This window comes from Spirochaeta dissipatitropha, assembly GCF_054657935.1.
On the sequence record NZ_BAAHXT010000003.1, the window covers coordinates 190,707 to 214,643 of the forward strand.

At 49.7% G+C, this 23,937-nt stretch carries 18 protein-coding genes; 4 read left to right on the top strand and 14 right to left on the bottom strand.

Annotated elements, in window-relative coordinates; translation table 11 throughout:
• The first annotated feature begins 34 nt into the window (after positions 1-34).
• The gene (locus tag ACYQ2L_RS04455; RefSeq protein WP_460051534.1) at positions 35-1,177 is read left to right on the top strand and encodes an aldose epimerase family protein; all 1,143 of its coding nucleotides are present in this window, start codon (positions 35-37) and stop codon (positions 1,175-1,177) included.
• On the opposite strand, the gene ACYQ2L_RS04460 is transcribed toward ACYQ2L_RS04455, so the two are convergent.
• The 11 genes from ACYQ2L_RS04460 to ACYQ2L_RS04510 all read right to left on the bottom strand — a co-directional run bounded on the left by ACYQ2L_RS04460 (position 1,167) and on the right by ACYQ2L_RS04510 (position 17,180).
• Positions 1,167-2,702, bottom strand: coding sequence for a type I 3-dehydroquinate dehydratase (locus ACYQ2L_RS04460; protein ID WP_460051539.1), 1,536 nt, complete (start codon positions 2,700-2,702; stop codon positions 1,167-1,169). The genes ACYQ2L_RS04455 and ACYQ2L_RS04460 overlap by 11 nt on opposite strands.
• Positions 2,699-4,075, bottom strand: coding sequence for an EAL domain-containing protein (locus ACYQ2L_RS04465; RefSeq protein WP_460051542.1), 1,377 nt, complete (start codon positions 4,073-4,075; stop codon positions 2,699-2,701). Before ACYQ2L_RS04465 ends, ACYQ2L_RS04460 begins: the two co-directional genes overlap by 4 nt.
• Before the next feature lie 33 nt (positions 4,076-4,108).
• Positions 4,109-4,669, bottom strand: a complete 561-nt coding sequence (locus ACYQ2L_RS04470) for a hypothetical protein (protein WP_460051545.1) — start codon at positions 4,667-4,669, stop codon at positions 4,109-4,111.
• Positions 4,670-4,675: 6 nt separating this feature from the next.
• The gene (locus ACYQ2L_RS04475; RefSeq protein ID WP_460051549.1) at positions 4,676-5,827 is read right to left on the bottom strand and encodes an ABC transporter ATP-binding protein; all 1,152 of its coding nucleotides are present in this window, start codon (positions 5,825-5,827) and stop codon (positions 4,676-4,678) included.
• On the bottom strand, positions 5,824-6,879 hold the full coding sequence (locus ACYQ2L_RS04480) for an ABC transporter ATP-binding protein (RefSeq protein ID WP_460051551.1): 1,056 nt from the start codon (positions 6,877-6,879) through the stop codon (positions 5,824-5,826). Before ACYQ2L_RS04480 ends, ACYQ2L_RS04475 begins: the two co-directional genes overlap by 4 nt.
• Positions 6,880-6,906: 27 nt before the next feature.
• On the bottom strand, positions 6,907-8,337 hold the full coding sequence (locus ACYQ2L_RS04485) for an ABC transporter permease (protein WP_460051554.1): 1,431 nt from the start codon (positions 8,335-8,337) through the stop codon (positions 6,907-6,909).
• Positions 8,338-9,486, bottom strand: a complete 1,149-nt coding sequence (locus tag ACYQ2L_RS04490) for an ABC transporter permease (RefSeq protein WP_460051556.1) — start codon at positions 9,484-9,486, stop codon at positions 8,338-8,340.
• A gap of 69 nt (positions 9,487-9,555) precedes the next feature.
• On the bottom strand, positions 9,556-11,334 hold the full coding sequence (locus ACYQ2L_RS04495) for an ABC transporter substrate-binding protein (protein WP_460051558.1): 1,779 nt from the start codon (positions 11,332-11,334) through the stop codon (positions 9,556-9,558).
• Between the two features lie 152 nt (positions 11,335-11,486).
• On the bottom strand, positions 11,487-14,156 hold the full coding sequence (locus tag ACYQ2L_RS04500) for a DNA translocase FtsK (RefSeq protein ID WP_460051560.1): 2,670 nt from the start codon (positions 14,154-14,156) through the stop codon (positions 11,487-11,489).
• Between the two features lie 30 nt (positions 14,157-14,186).
• Positions 14,187-16,337 (bottom strand): flagellar assembly lytic transglycosylase, encoded by a 2,151-nt coding sequence (locus ACYQ2L_RS04505; protein ID WP_460051562.1) that lies wholly within the window; start codon positions 16,335-16,337, stop codon positions 14,187-14,189.
• A 72-nt stretch (positions 16,338-16,409) separates the two neighbouring features.
• Positions 16,410-17,180 (bottom strand): Hsp70 family protein, encoded by a 771-nt coding sequence (locus ACYQ2L_RS04510; RefSeq protein ID WP_460051566.1) that lies wholly within the window; start codon positions 17,178-17,180, stop codon positions 16,410-16,412.
• A 95-nt stretch (positions 17,181-17,275) separates the two neighbouring features.
• On the opposite strand from ACYQ2L_RS04510, the gene ACYQ2L_RS04515 reads away from it, so the two are divergent.
• On the top strand, positions 17,276-18,631 hold the full coding sequence (locus tag ACYQ2L_RS04515) for a tetratricopeptide repeat protein (protein ID WP_460051570.1): 1,356 nt from the start codon (positions 17,276-17,278) through the stop codon (positions 18,629-18,631).
• Positions 18,632-18,675: 44 nt separating this feature from the next.
• Here ACYQ2L_RS04515 and rsmG read toward each other — a convergent pair whose 3' ends face one another.
• Genes rsmG through mnmE form a run of 3 tightly spaced genes read right to left on the bottom strand, consistent with a single transcriptional unit; the run spans position 18,676 to position 22,661 of the window.
• Positions 18,676-19,341: a 16S rRNA (guanine(527)-N(7))-methyltransferase RsmG gene (gene rsmG / locus ACYQ2L_RS04520; RefSeq protein WP_460051573.1), complete on the bottom strand. Its 666-nt coding sequence runs from the start codon at positions 19,339-19,341 to the stop codon at positions 18,676-18,678.
• Positions 19,338-21,212, bottom strand: a complete 1,875-nt coding sequence (gene mnmG / locus ACYQ2L_RS04525) for a tRNA uridine-5-carboxymethylaminomethyl(34) synthesis enzyme MnmG (RefSeq protein ID WP_460051575.1) — start codon at positions 21,210-21,212, stop codon at positions 19,338-19,340. Before mnmG ends, rsmG begins: the two co-directional genes overlap by 4 nt.
• 33 nt (positions 21,213-21,245) lie before the next feature.
• Positions 21,246-22,661, bottom strand: coding sequence for a tRNA uridine-5-carboxymethylaminomethyl(34) synthesis GTPase MnmE (gene mnmE / locus ACYQ2L_RS04530; RefSeq protein ID WP_460051580.1), 1,416 nt, complete (start codon positions 22,659-22,661; stop codon positions 21,246-21,248).
• Between the two features lie 14 nt (positions 22,662-22,675).
• On the opposite strand from mnmE, the gene ACYQ2L_RS04535 reads away from it, so the two are divergent.
• Positions 22,676-23,188 (top strand): hypothetical protein, encoded by a 513-nt coding sequence (locus ACYQ2L_RS04535; RefSeq protein ID WP_460051585.1) that lies wholly within the window; start codon positions 22,676-22,678, stop codon positions 23,186-23,188.
• On the top strand, positions 23,185-23,937 hold the full coding sequence (locus tag ACYQ2L_RS04540) for a glycerophosphodiester phosphodiesterase (RefSeq protein WP_460051589.1): 753 nt from the start codon (positions 23,185-23,187) through the stop codon (positions 23,935-23,937). The genes ACYQ2L_RS04535 and ACYQ2L_RS04540 overlap by 4 nt, the downstream gene beginning before the upstream one ends.

A 23,937-nucleotide genomic window follows, 5' to 3' on the forward strand; every position in this document is an offset into this window, starting at 1 on the left:
ACGTTCTGTCTGTGGAGGGCAAGGAGCAAACACAATGACCATTTCAATGAAAAAACTCGGGAAACATGAGGGCAGCGATGTACTGTTTATCAGTATTCAGAATTCCAGTGGCGTATGCCTTGATGTATGCAGTGTAGGTGCAAGCCTCTGCGGACTCTCAGTCCCGGCAAGCAGGAACCAGGGAGACACAGATTCCATTCAGACGGTCTGCGGATTTGACAAGCTGAAAGACTGCGTCCGCAATCCTCCCTATTTCGGAGTGACAGTAGGGCCGGTTTCAAACAGAATCGGAGGAGCCCGATTTCAGCTCAGCGGCCAGCAATTCCAGCTTGAGGCCAATGAAGGAAAAAACTGCCTGCATTCCGGCAGCCAGGGATTTCCCCGCAAGAATTTTTCTGCCCGCTGCATCGAAAGTGAAATGGCTGCCGGCGTTATATTCAGCTATGAACGTCCGGACGGTGAGGGAGGATTCCCTGGTACTATGCAGTTTCACTCAGCATACTGGCTGACCGAGCAGAATGATCTGATTTTCCACTATGAAGCCGAGTGTGACAAGGCAAGTCCTATCAACGCAACCAATCACGCATACTGGAACCTGAACGGTGCCGGAAGCGGCAATATACTGCAGCATGAACTGAAACTGCATGCTGACCGCTATCTGCCGGTTAATGGTGAACTACTCCCCGATCAGGGGGCTCACACCGTACCAGCAGAAATGGATTTTCAGGAAACCAAAACCATTGGCAAAGACATTGCAGCGGTTGCCGGCGGCTATGACCACTGCTATATCCTTAAAAACAATGATGAGTCGTGGAGCCATGGGCTTGATCCGGAAAGCGTTTTGCCGCCGGAGCTTACTCAGCTGCTGCAAAGCTCAACAGAAAAAAATCCGATGACCGGACGCAGCGTACAGAAATCGGCAGAGCTGAGCGCAGACAGCAGCAACATCAGAATGGAAATATACACGGATCAGTCAGCAGTTCAACTCTACAGCTCAAACATGATTCCATCAGGTGGGATCAAGGCTCGGGACAATGCACTAATCGAATCGCACGGAGCTGTCTGCCTGGAGACTCAGGACTGGGTTGATGCACTTAATCACACGGAGTACCCCAGCATAGTTCTGGAGCCCGGCCAAAGATACCGGCGGACAACTGTTCACCGTTTCAGTTGGTAGCAGCTATAAAGCGGCGGCTCTGCGCAGCCGCCTGCGCTTCAAACATTGCTCTTCCGGTAATTACACGGCAGCCTGATTCCTGCGCCCGCCGGAGCAGGCTCGTATACTCAGGAGTGTAGATAATATCGTAGAGGGTCTCTTTTCCGCTGAATACATAATCGGAAATCGGATCGGCCTCGGCATCCGGTGCCATGCCCACCTGGGTCGTCTGAACGATAAGATCAAAGGCCTCCGCACCTAAATCAGGACTCAATCCCATAGGACGGCAGTCAGCCTCCGGAAACAGCACAGCCATTTCGCTGCACAGCTGTTCAGCTCGTGCTTCGGTTCTGTTGTATACAATTACTCCTGCAGAATGCTGCAGCAAAGCAAATACTACTGCCCTGGCAGCCCCACCGGCACCGATTACTGCACAGCGGCTGTCAGATAAAGGAAAGCCGCTTTCCAGCAGCGGATGCAGAAATCCTTCAACATCTGTATTAAAAAGCTGGATTTCGTCGCCATTCAAGACCGCAGTGTTGGCAGCCCCCAATGCGCTCACTGAAGGGTCAGGCAGCGCACCCTTCCAGGTCAGTGTTGCCTCCTTGTGAGGAACAGTGACCGATACAGCCCTCAGGGGGAAGGCATTCATAAAATCTATGCCAAGCTCACCATGACTCAGCGGAAAGGGGATATATGCAGCATTCAGACCTTCATCCCTAAAACGTTTGTTGTGAAATTCAGGAGACTTCGAATGCATGACAGGATTGCCGAAAATAGCAAAAAAGCGGGTATCAGCATTATGCTTCCCGGTTCGGCAACTCAGAGAAAGGTATTCAGCAGATAACTGTCCCGGTGCAGCCTCGGCGCTCCCGTCATGAGCATAGGTCCACAAGGATCCGAAGGCAAGCGGAGCACATCTGGAAGGGATACCCCATTTTCCCATTCCAAGCACAAGCTGATCCCCTGGTCGATTATTTCCAGCAAGCTTCAGAAGTTCAAGTAAATCCCGGCTATCCTCAAGCATAAGTGCAAGTTTCGGTAGTTCATGCTCCGGAATTCGCTTCAGTGTTCTGGCGATTCTGTCAGATCCCTTCCAGTCAGCTGTATTGAACACATGACAGGATCGGATGACCCGTGCATCAACGCGGTCACAGAGTCGACATAGCTCTACATCATCAGTAGTTCCCGCCTGTTCTACCTCGAGATCAAGGAAAAGCCCGTGATTCGCGTCGCGGGGGGCACCACTCCCTCCACGGATGTAATTACCTGGATTATTATCAAGTTTCTTCAGGAGCTCAATAAGCGTCCTGTTCCGAACTTCACGGTTGGAACTATATTTACCTCCGTCCTGCGGCAGACGAATAGTAATTACCACGCGGCGAAAGAGCGTCAGGCCCTCATTCACAAGAAGCATAAAATCCGATGCCTTGATTTCATCGAGAGCATCAAGCCGGAACTCAACACCTGAGGCAAAAGAAGCCTGGGAACGGGCACGCGCTATCATGCCCTGGCAATCGGAGTGTAAGATAGTTACAGTTATCATGCAGGTAAAATTCCTCCGGCTGAAACGAAATCATTGATTACCCCGGCTTCTACTGGCGCACTGTAATAATAACCCTGAAGACAATCACAACCAATATCAATAAAAAAAGCCGCCTCAGCCGCTGATTCTATGCCACCAGCATGAGTCAGGATTCCTGCATCCCTGCAGACCTGAATCACAGCCTTGATAATAGATGCCTGCACGGGATTTCCTGAGGCTCCTTCCAGAAGGGAGCGTGAAAACTTGACCGCTGAAAGCGGCAGCTGAGGGAGATGCCTCAGGGCAGAATAAGAGCCACCGAAATCATCTATAACACATCTGACGCCAGCCTTGTGAAGCCGATCGAGTCCGCTCTGTATTACCTTTATATTGCCATGGAAGGCTGCATCTGAAAGCTCAAGCTGCAGTCTACCGGGTGGCACATTGAGACTCTTGAGTATCTCGAGAATGCGTTCTACGATCTCGGTCCGGAAAAACTGTAAAGCAGATACGTTGACGCTGACATAAGGCTTCCTGTCGCCCACAGTCCAGGATTCAGAAGCATGAAGAGCCTGATACAGAGACCACTGTGCTATATGCTTGACCCCGCCGCTCTCCTCGGCAATTGACAGAAATTCATCTGGTGGTATAAGTCCAAATTCAGGATGCTTCCACCTCAGGAGTGCTTCGACTCCGCAAATACGATGATCATTATCCACTATAGGCTGAAAACGCTGGAAAAAATCAGGAAACCCTTTACTGGTCTGATCAGCTATGCTGCGTTCCAGCCCCCTGCGACGATGAATCAAATCAGCTAATCCAGGGTTATAAACGAGTGTGCGCTGCTGGTTCCTGATCGCCTCAAGCAGAAGATCAAACACCACCCTGACAGCATCATCCGCTGAAAAACCGGAAACTGGTACAGCTGCAATAAATGCCCCGAAATGTACATCGCTGGCCGGAGCTTCATGCTCCCTGGAAATTGAGGCATTAAGCTGCTCCATAAAGGTGTAGATTCCAGACTCATTCTCACTGTCCTCAATGCGCTCGGCGGGAAGAATACAGAAAAACTCATCCAGCCTATCAGACTGATACAGCTGATCCCCGCAGAGCTTACGGATTCTGAGAATTGTCTTTACCAGTAGAGCCTTACTCTGGTCGCGAAGATCCTTGATCCGCTCATATTCATTATCCAGTCGGATAAGAAGCAGATAGGAACCTTTTGTCTGTGCATTACTATGAAGTTCCAGCAAACGACGTTCACACACACGGCGGATTGGCAGTCCGGTATAAGGATTAGTATTCAGCATCCTGCGCAGGCCCGTGTTCTCGCGACTAAGCTCGAGCAGCTTTTTCTGGATAGATGCTATGCTCTGGGTTTCTTCTTGTGCCATCTATGTAAAGTATACATTAAGAATCGGAAGGAATCAGCCTTCTTTGTATATAAAAGGCCGATTAATGAGTGATGCCAGGGTTTTTGCCGTGGCATTTATATCTGCCCCGTCGCTGCCGTCATCAATCTTTTCAACTTTATCGCTGAATACGAGCTCCAAACGGTAGTACATCTTTCTCTTTTCTACATAGGAACCGAAACCGGCATTCAGAACAGTCGAACTCGGCCTGGCAGAATTACCTATCATACGCAATGCAGTTAAGCGCACCGACTCAAGATCCTTCAGGGAATCTGTGCTTTCTGACAGCCTGAACCCAAGAAAGCTGGAACGATAGGTTATTTTTTCAGCATCAAGATCAAATATACAACGACGATTCATTCCTGCCACCACAAAACAGGCCACAAAAAGAGCTATATAAAACAATGTGCCGAAGCTGAAATCAAACTGCTGAATCTGCGGAAAGGCCATGATTGCAGCAGTCAGAAGCAGCAAAGCAGAGAAGGCAAAACCGATCCGCCTCAGAGGACTCAGCTTGAGCTCCGGAGCGGACCGATTATCTGCATATAATGCATAATGTGATTTAACACGTATCATCGATGATCAGCCATTCGGTGGATTATGACAGGCTATAATATGCCCTTTCGCTTTATCTTCAAGCTGCGGAGTAACCTGCTTACAGATCTCTGTTGCATATTGGCATCGTGGATGAAAACTACAGCCGGGTGGAGGGTTTACCGGACTCGGCACATCTCCCTGCAGGATAATACCTGAGCTCTTGTAGTCAGGATCGGCCACAGGAATAGAAGAAAGCAGGCTGATCGTGTACGGGTGCCGTGGGTTCCTGTATAAATCCGAGGCCTCCGAATTCTCCGCCATTTTTCCAAGATACATAACGGCTATTCTATCGGAAATATACTGGACTACACTCAGGTCATGCGCAATAAAAACAAAGGTCAGATCAAAATCATCCTGCAAGGATATAAGAAGATTCAGTACCTGTGCCTGAATCGACACGTCCAACGCACTGACAGGCTCGTCACATACAATAAGACTAGGTGTGAGTGCAAGAGCCCTGGCAATACAGATACGCTGGCGCTGACCGCCTGAAAACTCATGAGGATAACGGTTGGCTGCTGTTCTCGGCAAACCTACCTTGTCAAGAAGCTCATTTACCCAGCGATTCAGCTGGGGACCGTTATGAGTCTTGAATTCTCTGGGACCCTCGGCAATAAGATCCTTGACCAGCATCATGGGATTCAGAGAAGCCCAGGGATCCTGGAAAATCATCTGTATACGCTGGCGTGCAGCCTTCAGATCATGCCGGTTCATGGAGAGAATATCTGCCTTGCGAGCAATGTAATCAGCACGATGCTTGATTTGATCAGCAGAATGCTGGAGCTTACGCATCTCTCTTTTGGCAGCAAATGACTTTTCACCGCTACGCTCTTCGATCATGGATAGCTTCTCTGCATACTCAAGATCTATAGCATCTACTTCAGTAATTGTCTGACGATGCTGATCCGGATCAAGGTATACACGGCCGGAATCGGGTTCATACAATCGCAGAAGGCAACGCCCGATGGTGGTTTTACCACAGCCGGACTCACCAACAAGACCAAGGGTCTCACCCTTCATAATATCGAGATCGACTCCGTCAACGGCTTTCAGGCTCAGGGATTTTCCGGAGAAAGGACTTGCCTTTACCGGAAAGGTTTTTCGAAGCCCTCTGACTTCAAGCAGCTTTTTACTCACGCCTCACCTCCGGTGACCATAGAATCATTCGTTGTTTCGTTATATAGAGGCTTCCGTATTTCATTGGAGTAGAGAAAACACCTGACCTGATGGTCCTCTTCCAGCTGCACCAGCGCGGGTTCTGCCTCGCGGCATTTTTTCATGACACTTGGACAGCGTGATGCAAAACGGCAACCCACCCGAGGCTTCTTCGGATCGGGCAACGTACCTGGAATGGTCTGAAGTATTCTTCGGCTGCCATCCTTGTTGAACTTGCTCTCACCGAGTACCGGAACGGATCCAAGCAGGCCTTTTGTATACGGATGCATTGGTTTCTTGAAAATATTCTGTACAGAGGTGGTTTCAACAACGACACCGGCATACATAACCATGACGCGCTGACTGAAGTTAGCTATAACCGCAAGGTCGTGGGTAATAAACATGATAGCGGTGTCACGTTCTTCCTTGAGCCTGCCCATGAGACGCAGAATCTGTGCCTGAATGGTAACGTCCAGAGCCGTTGTGGGCTCGTCGGCAATCATCAGAGACGGCTCGCAGGCCATGGACATCGCAATCATAACCCGCTGCCGCAGACCGCCAGAGAGCTGAAAGGGATATTCCGCTACCCGGGACTCCGGATCGCTGATTCCAACCTCCGTTAAAAGCCGAGCGCTTTCTTTCAGGGCTTCCTTCTTGCTCATATCACGGTGAAGCATCAAGGCCTCGGATATCTGATACCCGATTGTATACACCGGGTTAAGTGAAGTCATCGGCTCCTGAAAGATCATCGAGATATCATTACCCCGAATCTTCCGCATTTCATCTTCCCTGAGTTTGAGAAGATCACGACCATTAAAAAGAACCTCGCCACCTACAATTCTCCCCGGTGGGTTTGGAACCAGGCGCATAATAGACATGGATGTCTGACTTTTGCCGCAGCCGGACTCCCCGACAATACCCAGCGTCTCACCTTTACTCACATGAAAATCCACACCGTCAACAGCCTTGACGGTGTAGCCATGCATATCGAAATATGTCTGGAGGTTTTTAACCTCCAATATTTTATCACTCATATATACTTCCTGTTGTCTCCGCTGGCATTAATGTTTGCTGCGAGGATCCATTGAATCCCTGATACCATCACCAAAAAAGTTCCACGCCAGGATTGCAAGAAAAATTGCGAACCCCGGTATAAGTATCCATGGAAAATCCTGAACCACCCGTGTGCTTCGAGCTACGGACAACATAAGTCCCCAGGATGCCTGGGGTTCACTGATTCCTAGTCCCAGCAGACTGAGAGCCGCCTCACCGAGAATAAAACCAGGAATAGCCAGTGTAACCTGGATAATCGAATAGCTGAATGTATTCGGAAGCACGTGGCGGTAAATGATCTTCCAGTCGCTCAATCCCATGGTACGGGCGCTCAGTACATAGTCCTCGGTCTTGATTGACAGAACCATCCCGCGGATAACCCTTGCGAGAGTAGCCCAGCCAACCAGCGAGAGAATCATGATAATCAGAACATATACCTGTATCGAATTAAGTCCAGGCGGAAAGCTGGCACGCAGGGTAAACAGCAGATACAGCGATGGAAAAGATATAACTATTTCAGAGAGCCGCATAAGGATAGTATCCGTAACACCACCGAAATAACCTGATATACCACCTATAATGATTCCCAGAATGAACGTAATCGCAGCACCGAGAATACCTACTGACAGTGACACACGGCTTCCATGCAACAGCCGTGACAGAAGATCACGTCCGAGCTGGTCAGTTCCCATAAGGAAAAAACCACCGGTAGGAGAAGTCAGGAAATGACGATTACTATCGAACATCCCCAGGAATCTGTAGGGAATACCTTCTCCGAAGAATTGCAGAAAATTCTTGTTTCCCTTGGCAAGCCAGATAACTACATCGGTTTCGATTCCCTGAACGGTACGGACACCGAGATTCAGTTTGCGGTGCTCATCAATATCGCCAAGGGCTTCAATTGAATCTATCTCATTCGAAAGCCGCTGCAATATCGGATCAGTTTCTGCCAGACGGTAGTGCCGCTGCATTTCATCCATAATTACGGCTTTTCGCTCTTCCGGTGTACGCGCTGTAGTTATTGCTCTGCGCTCGGAACGGCCGGCTTGCGTCTCTACGGTAATAGCGCGCAAGGCACGCATAGGAATAATACCGTACTCGCGGGTTGCCTGATTTACCAGACGCTGCTCGAAAACAAACGGCCGGAAGGATGATCCATCATCACTGCGGTGTATGTAATTTATACTTGTCGGAGGATGATAGGATTTATTTCTGTCCGCCCATGTCATGCTGAATGGCGAGAGAACATCTGCCATAAGTGCTGCTGAGTACAGGGTCAGAAGAATAAGAAGCCCAACCTTACCAAGCGTATGCTTGCGAAATCTCCTGAGGTATACCGACCACAGTGATTGTCCTTTATCCACTTCAGCACCAATATCTGCCGCAATGTCATCTGCTGCAGGTGGTTCCATATTTGTCGCGTTAATATTCGTTTCCATTTAATTCACCCGTATCCGAGGATCGACAATCGCCAGAAGTATATCAGCAATAAGATTACCGATTACCAGCAAAATTACCCCGTAAATCAGACTGCCGACTACCATGTACAAGTCCTGCTGCAGAATAGAGTTGAGAATCAGACGTCCAAGACCCGGCCATGCCAGTACGTTCTCTACGAGTGCTGCACCTGACATAATTACCCCGAGCTGAAAACCAAGAATTGTAATCATCGGGTTGATTGCATTTCTGAGAGCATGACGGTATATAACCTTGCTTTCCTTCTGCCCTTTGGCCCGTGCAGTTACGATATACTGTTGATTCATAATTTCCAGCATATTACCACGCATGTACCTGGTAAGCTGGGCCATCTGACTGGTTCCAATTACAAAAACCGGCAAAATGAGATGCCTGCCAATATCAAGCCGCTGACCAATCCAGCTCAACTGTTCGTGATCAATACTGGTCATTCCCCCAAGCGGGAAAAAGCTGAGATTGAGTCGCGAAATCAAGTAGATGAGAAGAAAGGCAAGAAAGAAATTCGGGATCGCTAACCCAAAAAAGGCAAAGAAAGAAATGAACTGATCTTTCCATTTATATTGATTGGTAGCAGCAATGATTCCAAAAGGTATACTGATAAACCAGGCAAAGGCCAGTGATGTCAAAGAGAGCAGGATAGTTGCTGCCGCACGCTGCTGAACCAGTACAAAGACCGGTGCACGCTGCGTCATCGACCAACCGAAATTCCCCTGCAGGGCGTTAAAAATGTAGAGGAAAAACTGTCTATACCATGGCTGATCCAGGCCGAATTGGGAACGGAACAGTTCGATGTCTTCAGGACGGACATTGGGATTCAGCACCATCTGGGTGAACACGTCACCAGGGGCAAGCTGAATAAGACCGAAACCGATAGCAACAACCGCAAGAACGATGGGAATCATATGCACCAGCCGACGCAGGATAAACCTGAGCATCATCGGGCTGATCCATACAAGTCTCAGCATCCACATTGCTACTTCAGCAAAAAACAGGGATGTCAGCCATCCCATACCAGTTCCGGAAAAGAATATCAACCATACGAAGGGATCCAACAGTAAGGTGAACCGCCAGTTGATCTGGTTGATACGTGTGGCCAAATTAGTAGAGCTCATGAAAACCGACCTTGAACAGAGGAAGGACAGCTGCCGAAACAGCTGCCCCCGCTCTAATTTAATTTGTGATTACTTCAGGTAAATCCGGTGAAGGATACCATCCCACTCAAAACCAGTTACAGACTGAGGCTTGATATTTCCCCATTTTGTCTTGTAACCATGTACCAGCGCTGCATTTACAGTATGAACCCACGGCACTTCATCAATCCAGATTTCCTGGATAATCTGAAAACCATCAATTCTCTGCTGCTCGTTGGTTGTGTTATTAGCCATATCCCATGCTTCATCTACACGGCGCTCCCAGTCACGGCGGGGAGTTTCCTGGCTTGGCTCGATCATGTGCAGGTTACCCCGTGAAGGATATACGTTTGCACCGCTGATCGGATCAACCGAACCGGTCAGACCAATGAGAATGATGTTCCAGTCATAGGTTGAGACCAGACGGCCAACCATGGTGTTGAAATCTTCGGGCTGGAAATTAACCTGAATTCCGATTTCAGCAGCATCCTGAGCGAAAAGCTCACCGATTGCCTCACGCTCGCGGTTACCCGCGTTGGTACGCATGTCAAGCACAATGCGGTTTCCGTCAGGATCCTGTCTCCATCCGTCACCATTCCGGTCTACGTAATCGATGGAATCAAGCATATCCATAGCGGTATCAGGATCGTATGGGAACGATGCATCCGCTGCCCCTTCCCAGAAATAGGGAGAGAAGGGAGGAATAAATGAGTACTGTGGATACCCAAAGCCGTACATTACGTTGTTGATAATCGCCTGGCGGTCAACAAGGTGAGCCATTGCCTGGCGGAAGGTCTTGTTTGAAAGCCAGGTCAATTCGGGCTCTTCAATGCCGTTCGGGTTCTGGTTGAAGGCAAAGAAGTTCGAGCTGGCACGTGGACCAACGCTGTAAAGATCAAAACCGACCTCTTCCTGACGCTCCATAGCGATGGAGACATCTTCACCACGAAGTGAAAGATAGTCATGATCACCAGCAAGGAAGCGCTGCAGCTGTGTATCTTGATCCGGCAGGTACTCAATAACCACTTCATCTACATAAGGAAGCTGAGTTCCCCACTCATCCTTTTCCCAATACAGTGGATTACGCTCAAGTACAACGCGCTGACCAGGTGTATAGCTGCGAATCTTGAAAGGTCCGTTTCCAATAACACTGGTAACATCGGTGTCAACGCCCCAGATGGTATTGATTGCAGCTGCACCTTCATTTTCTACGATAGGTCGAAGAATGTGCATCGGCAGCGGATAAATTGATGTACCAGTCAGAATACCAGCGTATACGAAAGGAAAGGTAACCTTGAAGGTTCTCTCGTCAATCTTTTCCCATTCTGTTGCCTGACCGCTTGGCATTAATGCATTTCGTGAGTTGGTCTCAACTGCAGGATCAAGATAGATCAGGTTAACCGCATCAACAAAGTCGGACGCAGTAAGGTCCGCACCATCTGACCATTTCAGACCTTCGCGAAGGGTATAGGTAATGGTCTTTTCGTCATCAGAAATGACCCAGCTTTCTGCAAGTGCAGGTTCCCACTCAAGGGTCAGCTGGTTTCTGCGAACGGCTGCGCTGTACAGACGATCTGTAACATCTGTTGAAGATGTTTCAGCTGCAACAATTGTATTAAAAGTTCTGGGATCACTGCCGAAAGTAGACATTACAAAGCGTCCGCCCTGCTGTCCCCTTTCCCAGCTGCTGTGATCAACAGTCAACAGTCCTTCGAACTGTCCAACCTGTTCCCCGTCATCGACATCTACGACTTCTTCCTGTCTACCACCTGCAAAAGCAAGCGCAGCACAGAGAGAAAAAGCAAGCATGAAAAGTAAAATCTTTTTCATACACATCCTCCTATGAAAATATATTAATGCAATAGTAAACCGGATTTCCGATACCGGCAAGACATTCGCGGAAAGCAATTACATTTTTGTAAGAATTTATGAAACAGGGCACCAAAAAGTCGGTCATCGACCGACTTTTTGCATTTGAGTCACTACATGTCGGCTGCTGAGCCGATAACATCCCTGGCCTTGCTGCCATTCTGCGGACCTACTATACCCATCCGCTCCATTTCTTCGACCAGGCGAGCAGCCCGATTGTAGCCTATTTTCAGCCGACGCTGCAAATAGGATGCAGAGGCTTTGTTGGCAGAAACCACAATGTCAACAGCCTTTTCCATGAGCGGGTCTTCTAGTTCCGGCTGTATGTAATCGGCTTCTTCATCATCAATAAATATTTCATCGTCAATATAGTCCGGCTCACCAAGGGTCTTCACATGCGCAACTACCCGCTCGACCTCATCTTCGGTCAAAAAGGCACCCTGCATGCGGAATGGAAAGGGATCCCAGGCACTGGTAAAGAGCATATCCCCACGGCCCAGCAGTTTTTCTGCCCCACCAGTATCAATAATTATCCGGCTGTCGACCTTACTGGCTACCATGAAGGCAATCCGTGAGGGAATGTTGGCCTTGATCAATCCGGTGATTACATCGGTAGATGGTCGCTGCGTTGCCAGAACAAGGTGGATCCCGACCGCCCGGCTCATTGCACAGAGACGCGCCACAGTGGACTCGAGCTCCTTACCGCTGGTTGCCATAAGATCCGCAAACTCATCTACAATAATTACAATATACGGCAGATTCGCAGTTGCAAGCTTCCGTTCCTTGATTTTCCGATTATAGCTGGAAAGATCCCTGACACCCATGGCATCAAGAAGACTGTAGCGCCGCTCCATTTCATATATTGCATACTGCAAGGCCTGGAAGGCCCGCTTGGGATCTGTTATTACCGGAGTCAGCAGGTGCGGAATATCATTATAGAATTTGAGCTCTACAATCTTCGGGTCAATCAGAATCAGACGAACCTCTTCAGGTGCCCGGCGATACAGAATTGAACAGATAATACTGTTCACACAGACTGATTTTCCAGAACCCGTTGCGCCTGCTATGAGTAGGTGTGGAGTACGGGCCAGGTCAACTATCTGGGCATCACCAGGAATATCCTTCCCGAGGGCCAGAGGTATTGCCGCATCACTTTTTGCAAAGGCATCCTGATGCAGCAGCTCACCAAAGCCTACCAGGCTTCTGCGGTGATTCGGAATTTCGATACCTACTGCATGCTTGCCCGGAATGGGGGCAACAATACGCACCGACTGGGCAGCCAGGCGCAAGGCAATATTATCCGCAAGTGAGGTAATCTTCGCCAGCTTGACACCCGGGGCAGGAAGAATCTCGAACATCGTAATAACCGGCCCCTTGCGAATACCAGTCACTTCAGCATCAATATTGAATTCCTTGAGGGTTTCCTTCAAGGCCTGTGCCGCCGCTCGGGTTTCAGGACCGACTACACCAACAGCCGTATTTTCGTAATGGTCAAGCAGACCATCAATCGGAACAGCGTATTTGCCCCTGGTTATCTTTTTAGGCGGTGGAGCCTCTTCCAGAATACGCGCTTCGCGCTCCCGCTCTTCAAACTCAGCGCTCTCATCCTCAACGTCCTCTTCAGTATCCTCTTCAAGATCCTCTTCAACATCATCATCAAATGAGGCCTCCGGGACTTCACCCAGATCGATTTCAATATGCTCGGTCAGTTCAAAATCGGCTTCTGTCTGCACCACGTCTGCACCGTCAACCTCATCTTCATCCTCTTCAGCTGCATCAGCTGATTCAGTCACAGAAGGCAATGGCCGGGCATTAACAAAATCGGACACCATAGATGCAGGCCTGGGAAAGGTAACGTGGATTACCGGCGGCTCTTCTGTCAGATCATCCTGATTTTCGATTTCACTCTCGCTCTCAATTTCCATATCGAGTTCTGCCTCGGGCTCGATCTCGATCTCGATCTCGGGCTCGATCTCAGGCTCAAGTTCGGGCTCAGTTTGAATGACGGACAACTCCTCCGGAGCTTTTCTCTGTTCATCAAGAACCGCAGTACGCAGCGGAGCAGACATTACGAGACGATTGAAACCCGGAGTGAGAAGTGAAGCGCTGTTGCCTGAAAAGCCTGCCCTGTCTGATTCAAGTGCATCTTCTTCCTGGGTCTCATCTTCACCAGTCTCACTGTCCCGATGAATCTCTTCACCGTAGTCATGAGCATCATCACGGGCATAGTCCTGTTCGGGATCTGTATAGTCTTCATACACACGCTGCCGGTCTTTCCAGTCAGCCCCTCCAGAAAGTGAACCTGGATTTTCTGACAGATCAATAAACCTGTTTCGCACCAGGCGCGACACCTGGTGAACACAAACTGCAAGAACGCCGGCCAGAGAAAGAAAGAACCAGGCCGCAATTGTGCTGCCAAAGCGGGCCTCAGCCCAGGCAGTAATAACTGAATTCTCGATTTCAACCGATAGTGCCAGCCGCAGGCCGGCACCCAGCGATGCCATAGGCAGAACAGAAAGCACTGCAGCACCGAGCCAGTCAAAACGAAACCGCGGTGCCCTGAGAGCCATTGCGGAAACATAAAGCGCAGCAGGGACTATCAGCCCGGCAAAACTGAAACTGCGGTACAGGAAACGCCCCGGTTGTGCAGCAAGAATAGAGAGAAAACCATACTGCTGGTACGGCAGCAGAGAAAGAATAAAAGAAATAGTCAAAAAGCCAGCCGCTGTCAGGACAAGAGCCTGCAGACAGCCGCTTTGATCAGTCTGACGAAGATCGCTCACAGACCCCTCCTTTTTGCTGTATCGGCTGAATTATCCATCGGTATAAGGATCAAAATCAGGGAAAATCTGAAAAAACACTTCCTCTGCAGTACCGCTGAAGTACAACTGCTGGTAATGAACAGCCGTCACAGTAATTTTACGGATATAGTGTCGGGTTTCTTCGAAGGGAAGCCCCTCATGAAACAGAATCGAGCTTCTCGCCCATGGTTCAAGCCTCCAGGTATTTACCCGTCCCTGCCCCGCATTATATGCAACCAATGCCTGAACATACTGTTCAAAACGATTCAGCAGTCTTCTGAAGTAAAATGATCCTATGCTGAGGTTTGTGCGAGGATCGGTTAGATCAGGATTCTGAAGACGCAACAGCTGTATCATATCCTGTGCAGTAGCCGGCATTAACTGCGCCAGCCCGGTTGCGCCGACATGAGATCGTATTCCAGCATCAAAAAAACTTTCCTCTCTTACCAGACCATAGAAAAGCGCAGGCTGCAATTCATGACGCTCGATAACCTCCAGCATCTCCTCTTCAAAAGCCATGGGGTAACGGAGGAGCATAAAATCCTCACCAAGTTCAGGAGGCAGTTCGGATTGATTCACCCGAAGCCAGCGGTCTACCAGCCGCATGCCGTCTATATAACGTCCGGCCTGAAAATGGAGTTCTACATAGTCACTTAAGCGCTCGAAAGAAAAAAGCACTGCATAGCGGTGTTTAAGCCGGTAACCGTCATCCAGCAATCCAGCACGGTACATCTGCTCGGTCCACTGCAGATATACCGACTCATCATAATCCTGACCCCTGTCAGGTATCTGTGGAGTTATGGCAAGCAGCGGCAGTTCAGGCCTCTGCTGAAGAGCTATCTCTGCCACAAGGCGGTAATACGGATCCTCATTCTGCTCCGCTGCCGTCTGCAGTAGCTTCCGCCTATTCAGAACGCTGCTGTCCAGCAATCCGAGACGCTGCAATTCTGCAAGCACCCATACCAGCCGTGCCTCGACAGGAGTACTGAGACTCCCATCCAGAGAAATATAAAGATCCTGTAATGCATTCCATCTCTGTTCACGTATGAGCTGCGAGATAAAATCATGCATTATATCATTAAAATAATGAAGATTATGTATCCAGTCAGAAAGCTGCTCTGACTGTACCAGCGCCGTATCTGCTCCGATCCTTATGCCGGACCTCCACCAGTTCCAGGCAATTCTCTGTCCCTGCAGGCTGGAAAGCGCATGCGAATCCGATGAATCTATTGCAGACAAGCCCAGCAGAAACGCTTCCTGTGCAGCCCGGTGCAAGCCGCTCAGGGCCAGTATTCTGCCGGAGAGCTCCAGGGCTGTTATTTCAAAAGCCTCACTTTTGCTGCTCCGGGCAAAATCCTGGAACAGCGCCGCTGCTCCATGCCGATCGTTTCCCTGCAGTGCAGCAGTGTATATGTCCCAAAGCAGCGCTTCAGTCATCTGTTCTTCGGCAATACCGAAAAACTCCCGGATATTCCCACGGAACTGCTGCTGTGAGACAGCAGCCTTCAACTGCAGCAGCCGTAAATTCCCCGGTTGCATCTGCTCTGCAAGTTCAGGTCTGAATTGAATATACCGCTCCAGACGCCAGTGCACATCGTGGGCACGAAACCAGGTATTCAAACTCTGTATTGCCTCATGCGGAAATTCCCGCTCACTATTTCTCAGGTCATACACTATTTCCCACATGAGAACTTCCGGATCTCTCCGGCGCATTCCATACAGCTCATCGATCCGTTCCAGAACCGGAAGCAGATAGTTATCGTAATCACCACTGTAATAGAAGGAGGCCAGTGCCCGGTCTACTTCAGGACCTGAGATATCACTTTCTTCGATTTTCTCGGCAATGCGGTAGGCGGTTTCGGCATCATCAAGCGAGTCTGCAATTTCCAGCAGTCGCAACGCAGACTCAGAATTAAAGGGAGGCGGATCATGTGCAAGTGACAGAAGAAAGAATCCCTTTGCACTCTGTGTATCCTGCATATGTATTTCCAGATAGCGTCCAGCAGTAAAAGCTGCACCGGGCGAATACTCAAGAACACCTTCATAGAGGGATAACTCATCCGAAAAATCTGCATCAGCGAAATAATCCCCGGGTATAAACAGGCCGTAACCTTCCGGCTGGGATGATGAGCAGCTTAACAGGATAAAACAACTGATTGACAAAAGACAAGCCGATAAGGATATAAATCGACACACAGACTGAGGGAGATTCAAGTACTTCATTCGCGGTACAGACTACCCTATCGCAGTTATCCAGGCAAGCAAGACTGGCATGGCACCTTCCAGCGCAGCAGCTGCCGAGCCTCGGACAAGCAGAAAAATGCCAAAAGCAATCAGTCCGGCTGCAGCCAGTACAATCAAGGCAATCAATGCTATAAACCAGACCGGTAATTTCCGTACAACCGGGGGTTCATCCTCAGATTCATATTCATCGGGGAAAGAATCATCCTCATCGGAAGATACTACATTCGCTGAGTCATGGCTTTCAGATTCAAAGGACGGAGGCTCAGGCATAGAAGATGCAAACATGTCGCTGTCCTCAAGGCCGGACTCGAGTTCACGCTCGAAATCAGTCTCCTCTCCGGTATCGTATTCAGGAAAGCTGTCAACAAAAACTGAATCAGTCTGTTCGTCATCTACCGGGAAATCCGGCATGTCAAATTCTGTGTTTCCGGAGAGCGCATCCAGGCTTACCGAAAAGCTCTGATAGCTGCCACTTCCGAGATCTGTTGCCGTGGCCGACAGGTCATGATTTTCGTCGTACTGGAGAACCAGTTCGATACGTCGTGACCCGTCCTGCTCGGGTTCTATTCGCTCAAGCAGCAGGCTGCCGATGTATTCGGAATCTGCAATCGCAGTATCAGGATTTCCACGATATAAATCTATCTGCACACTTGTCTGATGCTCCCGGGCGGGTATCAGGCGAAGCAGTTTTTTCGAGGTTCCTTCGTCAGTAGTTATAGGATAGAACTTTCCATCCGCAGTTTTTATGCCAATATGAGCCACAAGCCCTCCCGAAATGAGGTTTCTATCACCAGTATACACTCTTTTTCTGCAGACAACAATTGACATCTATCTATACTGCGAAAGATAATGTAGATGTGGGTATTACAATTGCATTTTTCACACTGCTTGCTGTCATACTGATTCTGCTTCTGGCTGCAGTATCCTTGAAGCGCAGTGAGAACAGCCAGGGCGGCAAAAAAAAGAACAAACGATCCCGGGACTCAGCCAGCATGCTCAAGGAGGCCCGCAAGAAACTCAGCTCGAATCCAAAGGACGGAGACGCACTGCTGGTGGTGGCAGATGCCTATTTTGAAGAAGGCAGCTGGGAGAAAGCATACCGGACATTCGAAGTACTCATGGACCTCTGCCCGAGCTATCCTCACATCGACGAGTTTCATGTTACGCTCAGGCATGGACTGTCTGCCCTCAAACTGAAACGCTATGAAGACGCCTATAAAAGCATGGTTGTTGCCCGAACCCTCAACGGTGATGATTTTAACGTCAACTACAATCTGGGCTTCCTGGAATACCAGAGAAAAAACTATGACAAGGCCATGCAGTTTCTCCGGGCAGCCGAAATAACACAACCAGATCACATTGATACCAGGCGCTATCTGGGCCTGTCCATGGCAAAAGCAAAAAAACTGAAGGATGCTATCGGTCGCCTCAAGAGTGTTATCGATGCCCAGCCTGAAGACAAAGCCTCCCTGTTTGCCCTGGCCCAGTGCTATTTCGATTCCGGTCAGAACGATAAGGCCCTGCGCATTTTTTCACATCTTCGTCCCGACCCGAAATGGGGGCCTCAGGCTTCGCTATATTCAGGCACTATTAATGTTAAACTGAGAAAATACGAACAGGCTCAGCTGGATTTCGAAATCGGACTCAGACATCCGGATATCCCTACGGATGTTTTGCTTGAGTTGAAGTACCGGCTTGCCTCTGCATATTCCAGAAACCAGGAGCTGGACAGGGCACTGCCTCTCCTGCGTGAAATCTACAACATGAATCCCAAATACAAGGATGTTCAATCCCAGATTTCATCGGCATCCGAGCTTCAGCAGAACAAGAATCTGCAGACATACCTGATTGCGCCACCCTCGGAATTTGTAACTCTCTGCCGGAAACTGACCTCCAGCTACTTTCCACAGAGTCAGACAAAAATTACCGACATCAGTGTTCAGCGCAGCGAGTACACGGATATTCTGGCAGAGATTGAAACCAGCAAATGGGTAGATGTTATTCTATTCAGGTACATACGTTCCTCCGGACAGGTTGGTGAACTGATGCTCAGGGATTTTCATGGCCGGATCAAGGAGCTGAAAGCCGGTCGAGGCCTCTGTTTTGCAGCAGGTGAGTTCACCGAAGGCGCTCAGGCATTTGTCGAGGCAAGACTGATTGATCTTATTGCAAAAAAGGAACTGCTGAAGCGGCTCCGCAGCCTCGGGCGATAGCCGCTATCACCATAAAAGCTATTTCAGCGGCATCTCCGGTCCAGTTACTGATTGCCGCTGGTAGATACTGATGCCCTTCCTGCGAGCGCAAGACAGCGCTGTTCGGCAACTCCAGGCACCTTGAGAGGAAGGATTCCTCCCTGCAGGCCCGCGGCTTCCAGTTCGGCAGCGGCTTTCCTACTGTCTCCCTTGTATAAAACCCAGGAGCCGCCAGCTGCAGTTATCCTCTGCATCCCGGCTGTTATCTCCGGCTGTAGCGGTCTGAAGGCTCTGCTGACCAGTAAATCGAAACTAGCATCAACCTGACTGAGTTCTGCCTGCAGCACCTCAAGTTCAATACCAGGAAGCAATGCGCTGACATTTCTCAGAAAGCCGCATCGCTTCCCCGAGCGCTCAACCAGAGTAAACCTGACATCCGGCAGGAGAATCTGCAATACAACTCCGGGAAAACCATTACCTGAACCCAGGTCAGCGGCCGTCAGGACCCGTTCACGCGCCAGAAAATCCCTGAGAAAGGGAACAGCCGCCATAGAATCAAGAAAATGTTTCCGGATCAGTTCTTCTCCTTCAGCATTAACCAGACCAAGCTTCGGATTCCAGAGCGCGATTTCATCTGCATACACGGAAAGGGCCTTAATCTCGCCCTCGCTCAGCTCAATTCCAAGCTCGGCGGCCCCCTCGATCAACAAGTCTCTCTCCTCAGACTTCAAGACTTTCTCCTGTCACTGAAAGCAAGCATCAATACTGCCACATCAGAATTGCGGATTCCACTGATTCTTGAGGCTTGCCCAACCGAGAGAGGCTGCACATGTTTGAGCTTTTCCCGGGCTTCATTCGAGAGGCCTTCAAGATCAGAAAAATCGTACGCAGGAGGTATTTTTATCTGTTCAATCTTCCGGAAACGCTCTATCTGCAGCTCCTGCCGCGCGACATAGCCTTCATACTTTACATCCAGCTCAACCTGGTGCAGCCATGTTACCGGCTCTTCCTGGAGCTTGCTGTCAAGCTTCAACAGCAGCTCCATGCTCACCAGGGGATCCTTTAGCAGTTTATAGAAACTCTTACCCAGACTCCGCTGAAGGATTTCAGCATCACCGTTCACAGTTTTCTCGGCATCCGCTGCCTTTACCTTGCGCTGCTGAAGATACTGCTTGGTCGACTCAATGTGATTACGCTTCTCAATAAAACGTTGATATCTTTCTTCCGAATGGAGGCCAATCTCGTAACCGAGTTCGTAGAGCCGCATATCACTCGAATCATAACGAAGGTTAATCCGGTGTTCTGCCCGTGAAGTAAACATTCGGTACGGCTCCTCGGTACCTTTGGTCACCAGATCATCAATCAGCACTCCGATATAGGCATCTGCCCGGGAAAGAATGACAGCATCCTGACCCTGCATCTTCCTGGCAGCATTGATTCCTGCCATAAGCCCCTGGGCTGCTGCCTCTTCATAACCTGAAGTTCCATTTGTCTGACCTGCCACATAGAGCCCCTGCACCAGTTTTGTCTCCAGACTTGGATACAACTGGTTTGGATCAATATAATCATATTCAACGGCATAGCCGGGCCGCATTATCTTTGCATTCTCAAGTCCGGGAATGGAATGAATGAAAGCTTCCTGCACATCCTCGGGCATGGATGAGGATATTCCGTTCAGGTACATCTCATCGGTATCCACACCTTCAGGCTCAATAAAAATCTGGTGACGATCCCGATCCGGAAACTTCTGGACCTTATCCTCGATTGAAGGACAGTATCTGGGACCGGAACCAACAATCAGGCCTGAATACAGGGGAGAGCGGGAAATATTGTCCCGTATTACCTGGTGGGTATTCTCGTTGGTATAGGTGATATAGCAGGAGAGCATCGGCCGGTCGACATTTCCAGCAGAAAAAGAGAATGCCAGCATATCAGAATCGCCGAACTGCTCTTCAAGTTTACTGAAATCCAGCGAACTCCTCGCCACCCTGGCCGGGGTTCCGGTTTTCAGACGCCCCATTCTGAAACCAAGTGCTTTCAGCGGTTTATCCAGCCCCTTGGCAGCCGGCTCTGAAATCCGCCCGGCTTCCTGAGAGTACTCTCCGACAAAGATCCGCCCGTTCAGGAAGGTACCGGTAGTCAAAACAATAGTCCGGCAGGAAAAACGCCGGCCCCGTTCAGTAATGACACCGGTCACGACAGGCAGCTCTCCTTCCTTCTCATCGAGAAGGAAATCAACAACTGTATCCTGAAACAGTTCCAGTCCATCCTGTCGCTCGAGAGTTTTCTTCGCCAGATTCTGATACGCTACCTTGTCAGCCTGGGCGCGGGGTGCCTGAACAGCTGGCCCCTTGCTGCGGTTCAGAACTCTGAACTGAATCATGGTGGCATCGATTATCCGGCCCATCTCTCCGCCAAGAGCATCAATTTCGCGAACCATATTTCCCTTGGCGAGTCCTCCAATCGCAGGATTGCAGGAGAGTTTGCCGATCGTATCGAGATTCTGTGTTATCATTAAGGTGGAAAATCCCAGACGGGACAGAGCCAGCGAAGCTTCTATCCCCGCATGTCCTCCACCGATTACTATTGCATCGTAGTCCATACTACTCTTGTATCACAGCGGGGCCTGTTTTGCCTATTTGCCGACGCAGAAGCCGCTGAACATGGCATCAAGGACGTCTGCAGAACTCACTTCCCCGGTAATTTCACCAAGTGCATTCAGAACTTCCTGCAGATCCAGCGCCAGCACATCCATTGGATCCTGCTGAACGATATCCTGCTCGACCTGATCAAGCGCCTGCAATGCCCTCTGCAGTAAATCGTGCTGCCGCTGGGAATCAATTACAACGGCCCCGTCCGATATTCCCGCTCCGCCGCCAACCGACGCCAGAACCAGACGATGCAGCTCATCAAGGCCCTCTCCGGTGAATGCACTCAGGAATACCGCGTCCTGTGAAGCTTCATTTCCAGCCCCACCGGCAGCCGTCTCACGCAGAGCATGCAGCTGTTCTGTAGTAAGTGTATCTATTTTATTCCAGATCTGTAGTACGGGGACATTCATCTTCTGGATAGTATCCAGACGCTCAAGATCATCACCGGAGAGACCAACGGCAGCATCAATTACATACAGAACAATTGCAGATGCTCTGATTATCTCCTCGGAACGGCGTATACCCTCAGATTCCACTATTTCATCGGTCTTCCTGAGACCTGCAGTATCGAAGAGTCGAATCGGTATGCCCTCGATATTCAGGAGGGTCTCAATGTAATCCCTGGTAGTTCCGTGCTGATCCGATACAATGGAGCGGTCCTCTCGCAGCAGAAGGTTGAACAAACTGGATTTCCCGGCATTTGTCCTTCCGGCCAGGGCTATACGGACACCTTCCTGGTAAAGGCGTCCGCTGCGGTAGGTATCCGCAAGCAGTTCAAGCTCATGTCTGGCAAAATCGAGATCCTCGCGAGGCAGCGGGATTTCACCGATTTCATCCTCTGGATAATCAAGCTGAATTGAAACAGCAGCCATTGCACGTACCAACTTGTGTTTGACAGCATCAATACGGTCAAAAACTTTACCCGAAAGCCGGTTCAAAGCAAGAGAATGAGCAGTTCTGGTTTTTGCAGTAACGATTTCATGCACCGCCTCGGCCCTGGTCAGATCCAGCTTACCGTTCAGAAATGCACGAAGGGTAAACTCTCCTGGCTCTGCAGAACGAAAGCCCTTCTGTAGTAGCAGCCCCATGACAGCCTGCAGTCCCGCCGGATTTCCATGACAGTACAATTCAACGCTGTCCTGCCCGGTATAACTCTTTTTCCCGCGGAAAACAGCTGCCAGAACTTCATCTATCTGCTTACCTTGCTCCGGATCCTGTATATAACCATGCTGCATGCTGTGCCCGGCTGCATTGCGAATGGCATCCGGCCGGGAAAAAACTGCAGCAATCAACTCTATGCAACCATCACCGCTGCAGCGGATAACACCGATTGCACCCTCACCAAAAGGGCTGGCTATAGCCGCTATCGGATCCTCGGATAAAGAAAGGCCTGTACTCATGCAATAATGGTAGCGTGAAACAATTGACCGTGACTACCACTAAGAGCTACCATGTATATATGGAGCCAATGGATATATCATCACTCGATTCAAAAAGCCTGAGGGAAATTACCCTTCAATATCTCACTTCACTACAGAAGACTGACAGAGAACTGAAAAGTATTTCAGACGACCTGGAATTGTGGAGGCATCGTCAGGAACTGGCCGAAAGCAGCAATCGACAGGACCTACTGGACATTGCTGTCGAAAAAATCAGCAGCCTGAGCAAGCGGAGTGCTGTTCTCGAAGCCGATAAAATCGAACTGGAAAACGAAATATCACGTTGCCGTAAACAGCTGCGTATATCCAGTGATTCCGGCCGACTTCAGGGCACGAATCTTCTGGAACAGCTGTATACCGAACTCAGCGAAGACACCGAGATGGAAGCAGGAATGCGGGAACTCGAGCAACAGAGCAAGATCAACGATGATCTCGAACGTCTCAGACAGCAGATTATTACCGATGCAGAAGGCGAGGAACTCGAGTGAAACTTCCTCATGGCTTTGATACCGGTCTATACCCTCTGCTGTTCGCCCATCGCGGCCTCCGCTGCGATTTTCCGGAGAACACAATGGCTGCTTTCGAGGCATGCCGATCAGAAGGAATCCCCGGCATTGAACTGGATATACATATCTGCGATGACGGTAAACTGGTCGTAATTCACGATAATGATCTGGAACGCGTTGCTGGATTGAAGCTCGAAGTCGAAAAATGCTGCTGGAATGAACTCCGGAATATAGACGTCGGCAGCAGCAAGGATCCAGGATTCTCGGGAGAGCGTATTCCCCTGCTTGCAGATGTTCTGGACTGCTACGGGGATGACCTGTACTTCGACATAGAAATCAAGAATGGAGTAAGCACAGACAAGGGAATTGCCCAGGCACTTTCCAGCCTTCTCAAGGACATACGACCCAAAGCACCCCTGATTGTTTCGTCCTTCAATCCACTTGAGATGCAGAGATTCAAATCTATAATGCCGGAAGTACCAACCGCAATCATTTACTCACGCGACCCGGAAGTACCATGGTATCTGAGAAGGGGCCTCGGTAGACTTATAGGCAACTGTGACGGACTGAAGCCTGAGTATCAGCAGGCAGGCCTGAGAGCCAGAACATCACACAGATGGGTGCTTCCATGGACAGTAAATAACAGGATTGATGGAGAACGCCTTCTCAAGGTCGGAGCCGCCGGACTTGTTTCCGATGACCCGCGACCTTTTCTCAGTACAGAGCTCTGA

Coding starts and splice junctions, on each gene's coding strand:
- ACYQ2L_RS04455 (WP_460051534.1), top strand. CDS start 35: ATGACCATTTCAATGAAAAAACTCGGGAAACATGAGGGCAGCGATGTA.
- ACYQ2L_RS04460 (WP_460051539.1), bottom strand. CDS start 2,702: ATGATAACTGTAACTATCTTACACTCCGATTGCCAGGGCATGATAGCG.
- ACYQ2L_RS04465 (WP_460051542.1), bottom strand. CDS start 4,075: ATGGCACAAGAAGAAACCCAGAGCATAGCATCTATCCAGAAAAAGCTG.
- ACYQ2L_RS04470 (WP_460051545.1), bottom strand. CDS start 4,669: ATGATACGTGTTAAATCACATTATGCATTATATGCAGATAATCGGTCC.
- ACYQ2L_RS04480 (WP_460051551.1), bottom strand. CDS start 6,879: ATGAGTGATAAAATATTGGAGGTTAAAAACCTCCAGACATATTTCGAT.
- ACYQ2L_RS04485 (WP_460051554.1), bottom strand. CDS start 8,337: ATGGAAACGAATATTAACGCGACAAATATGGAACCACCTGCAGCAGAT.
- ACYQ2L_RS04490 (WP_460051556.1), bottom strand. CDS start 9,486: ATGAGCTCTACTAATTTGGCCACACGTATCAACCAGATCAACTGGCGG.
- ACYQ2L_RS04495 (WP_460051558.1), bottom strand. CDS start 11,334: ATGAAAAAGATTTTACTTTTCATGCTTGCTTTTTCTCTCTGTGCTGCG.
- mnmG (WP_460051575.1), bottom strand. CDS start 21,212: ATGGACTACGATGCAATAGTAATCGGTGGAGGACATGCGGGGATAGAA.
- mnmE (WP_460051580.1), bottom strand. CDS start 22,661: ATGAGTACAGGCCTTTCTTTATCCGAGGATCCGATAGCGGCTATAGCC.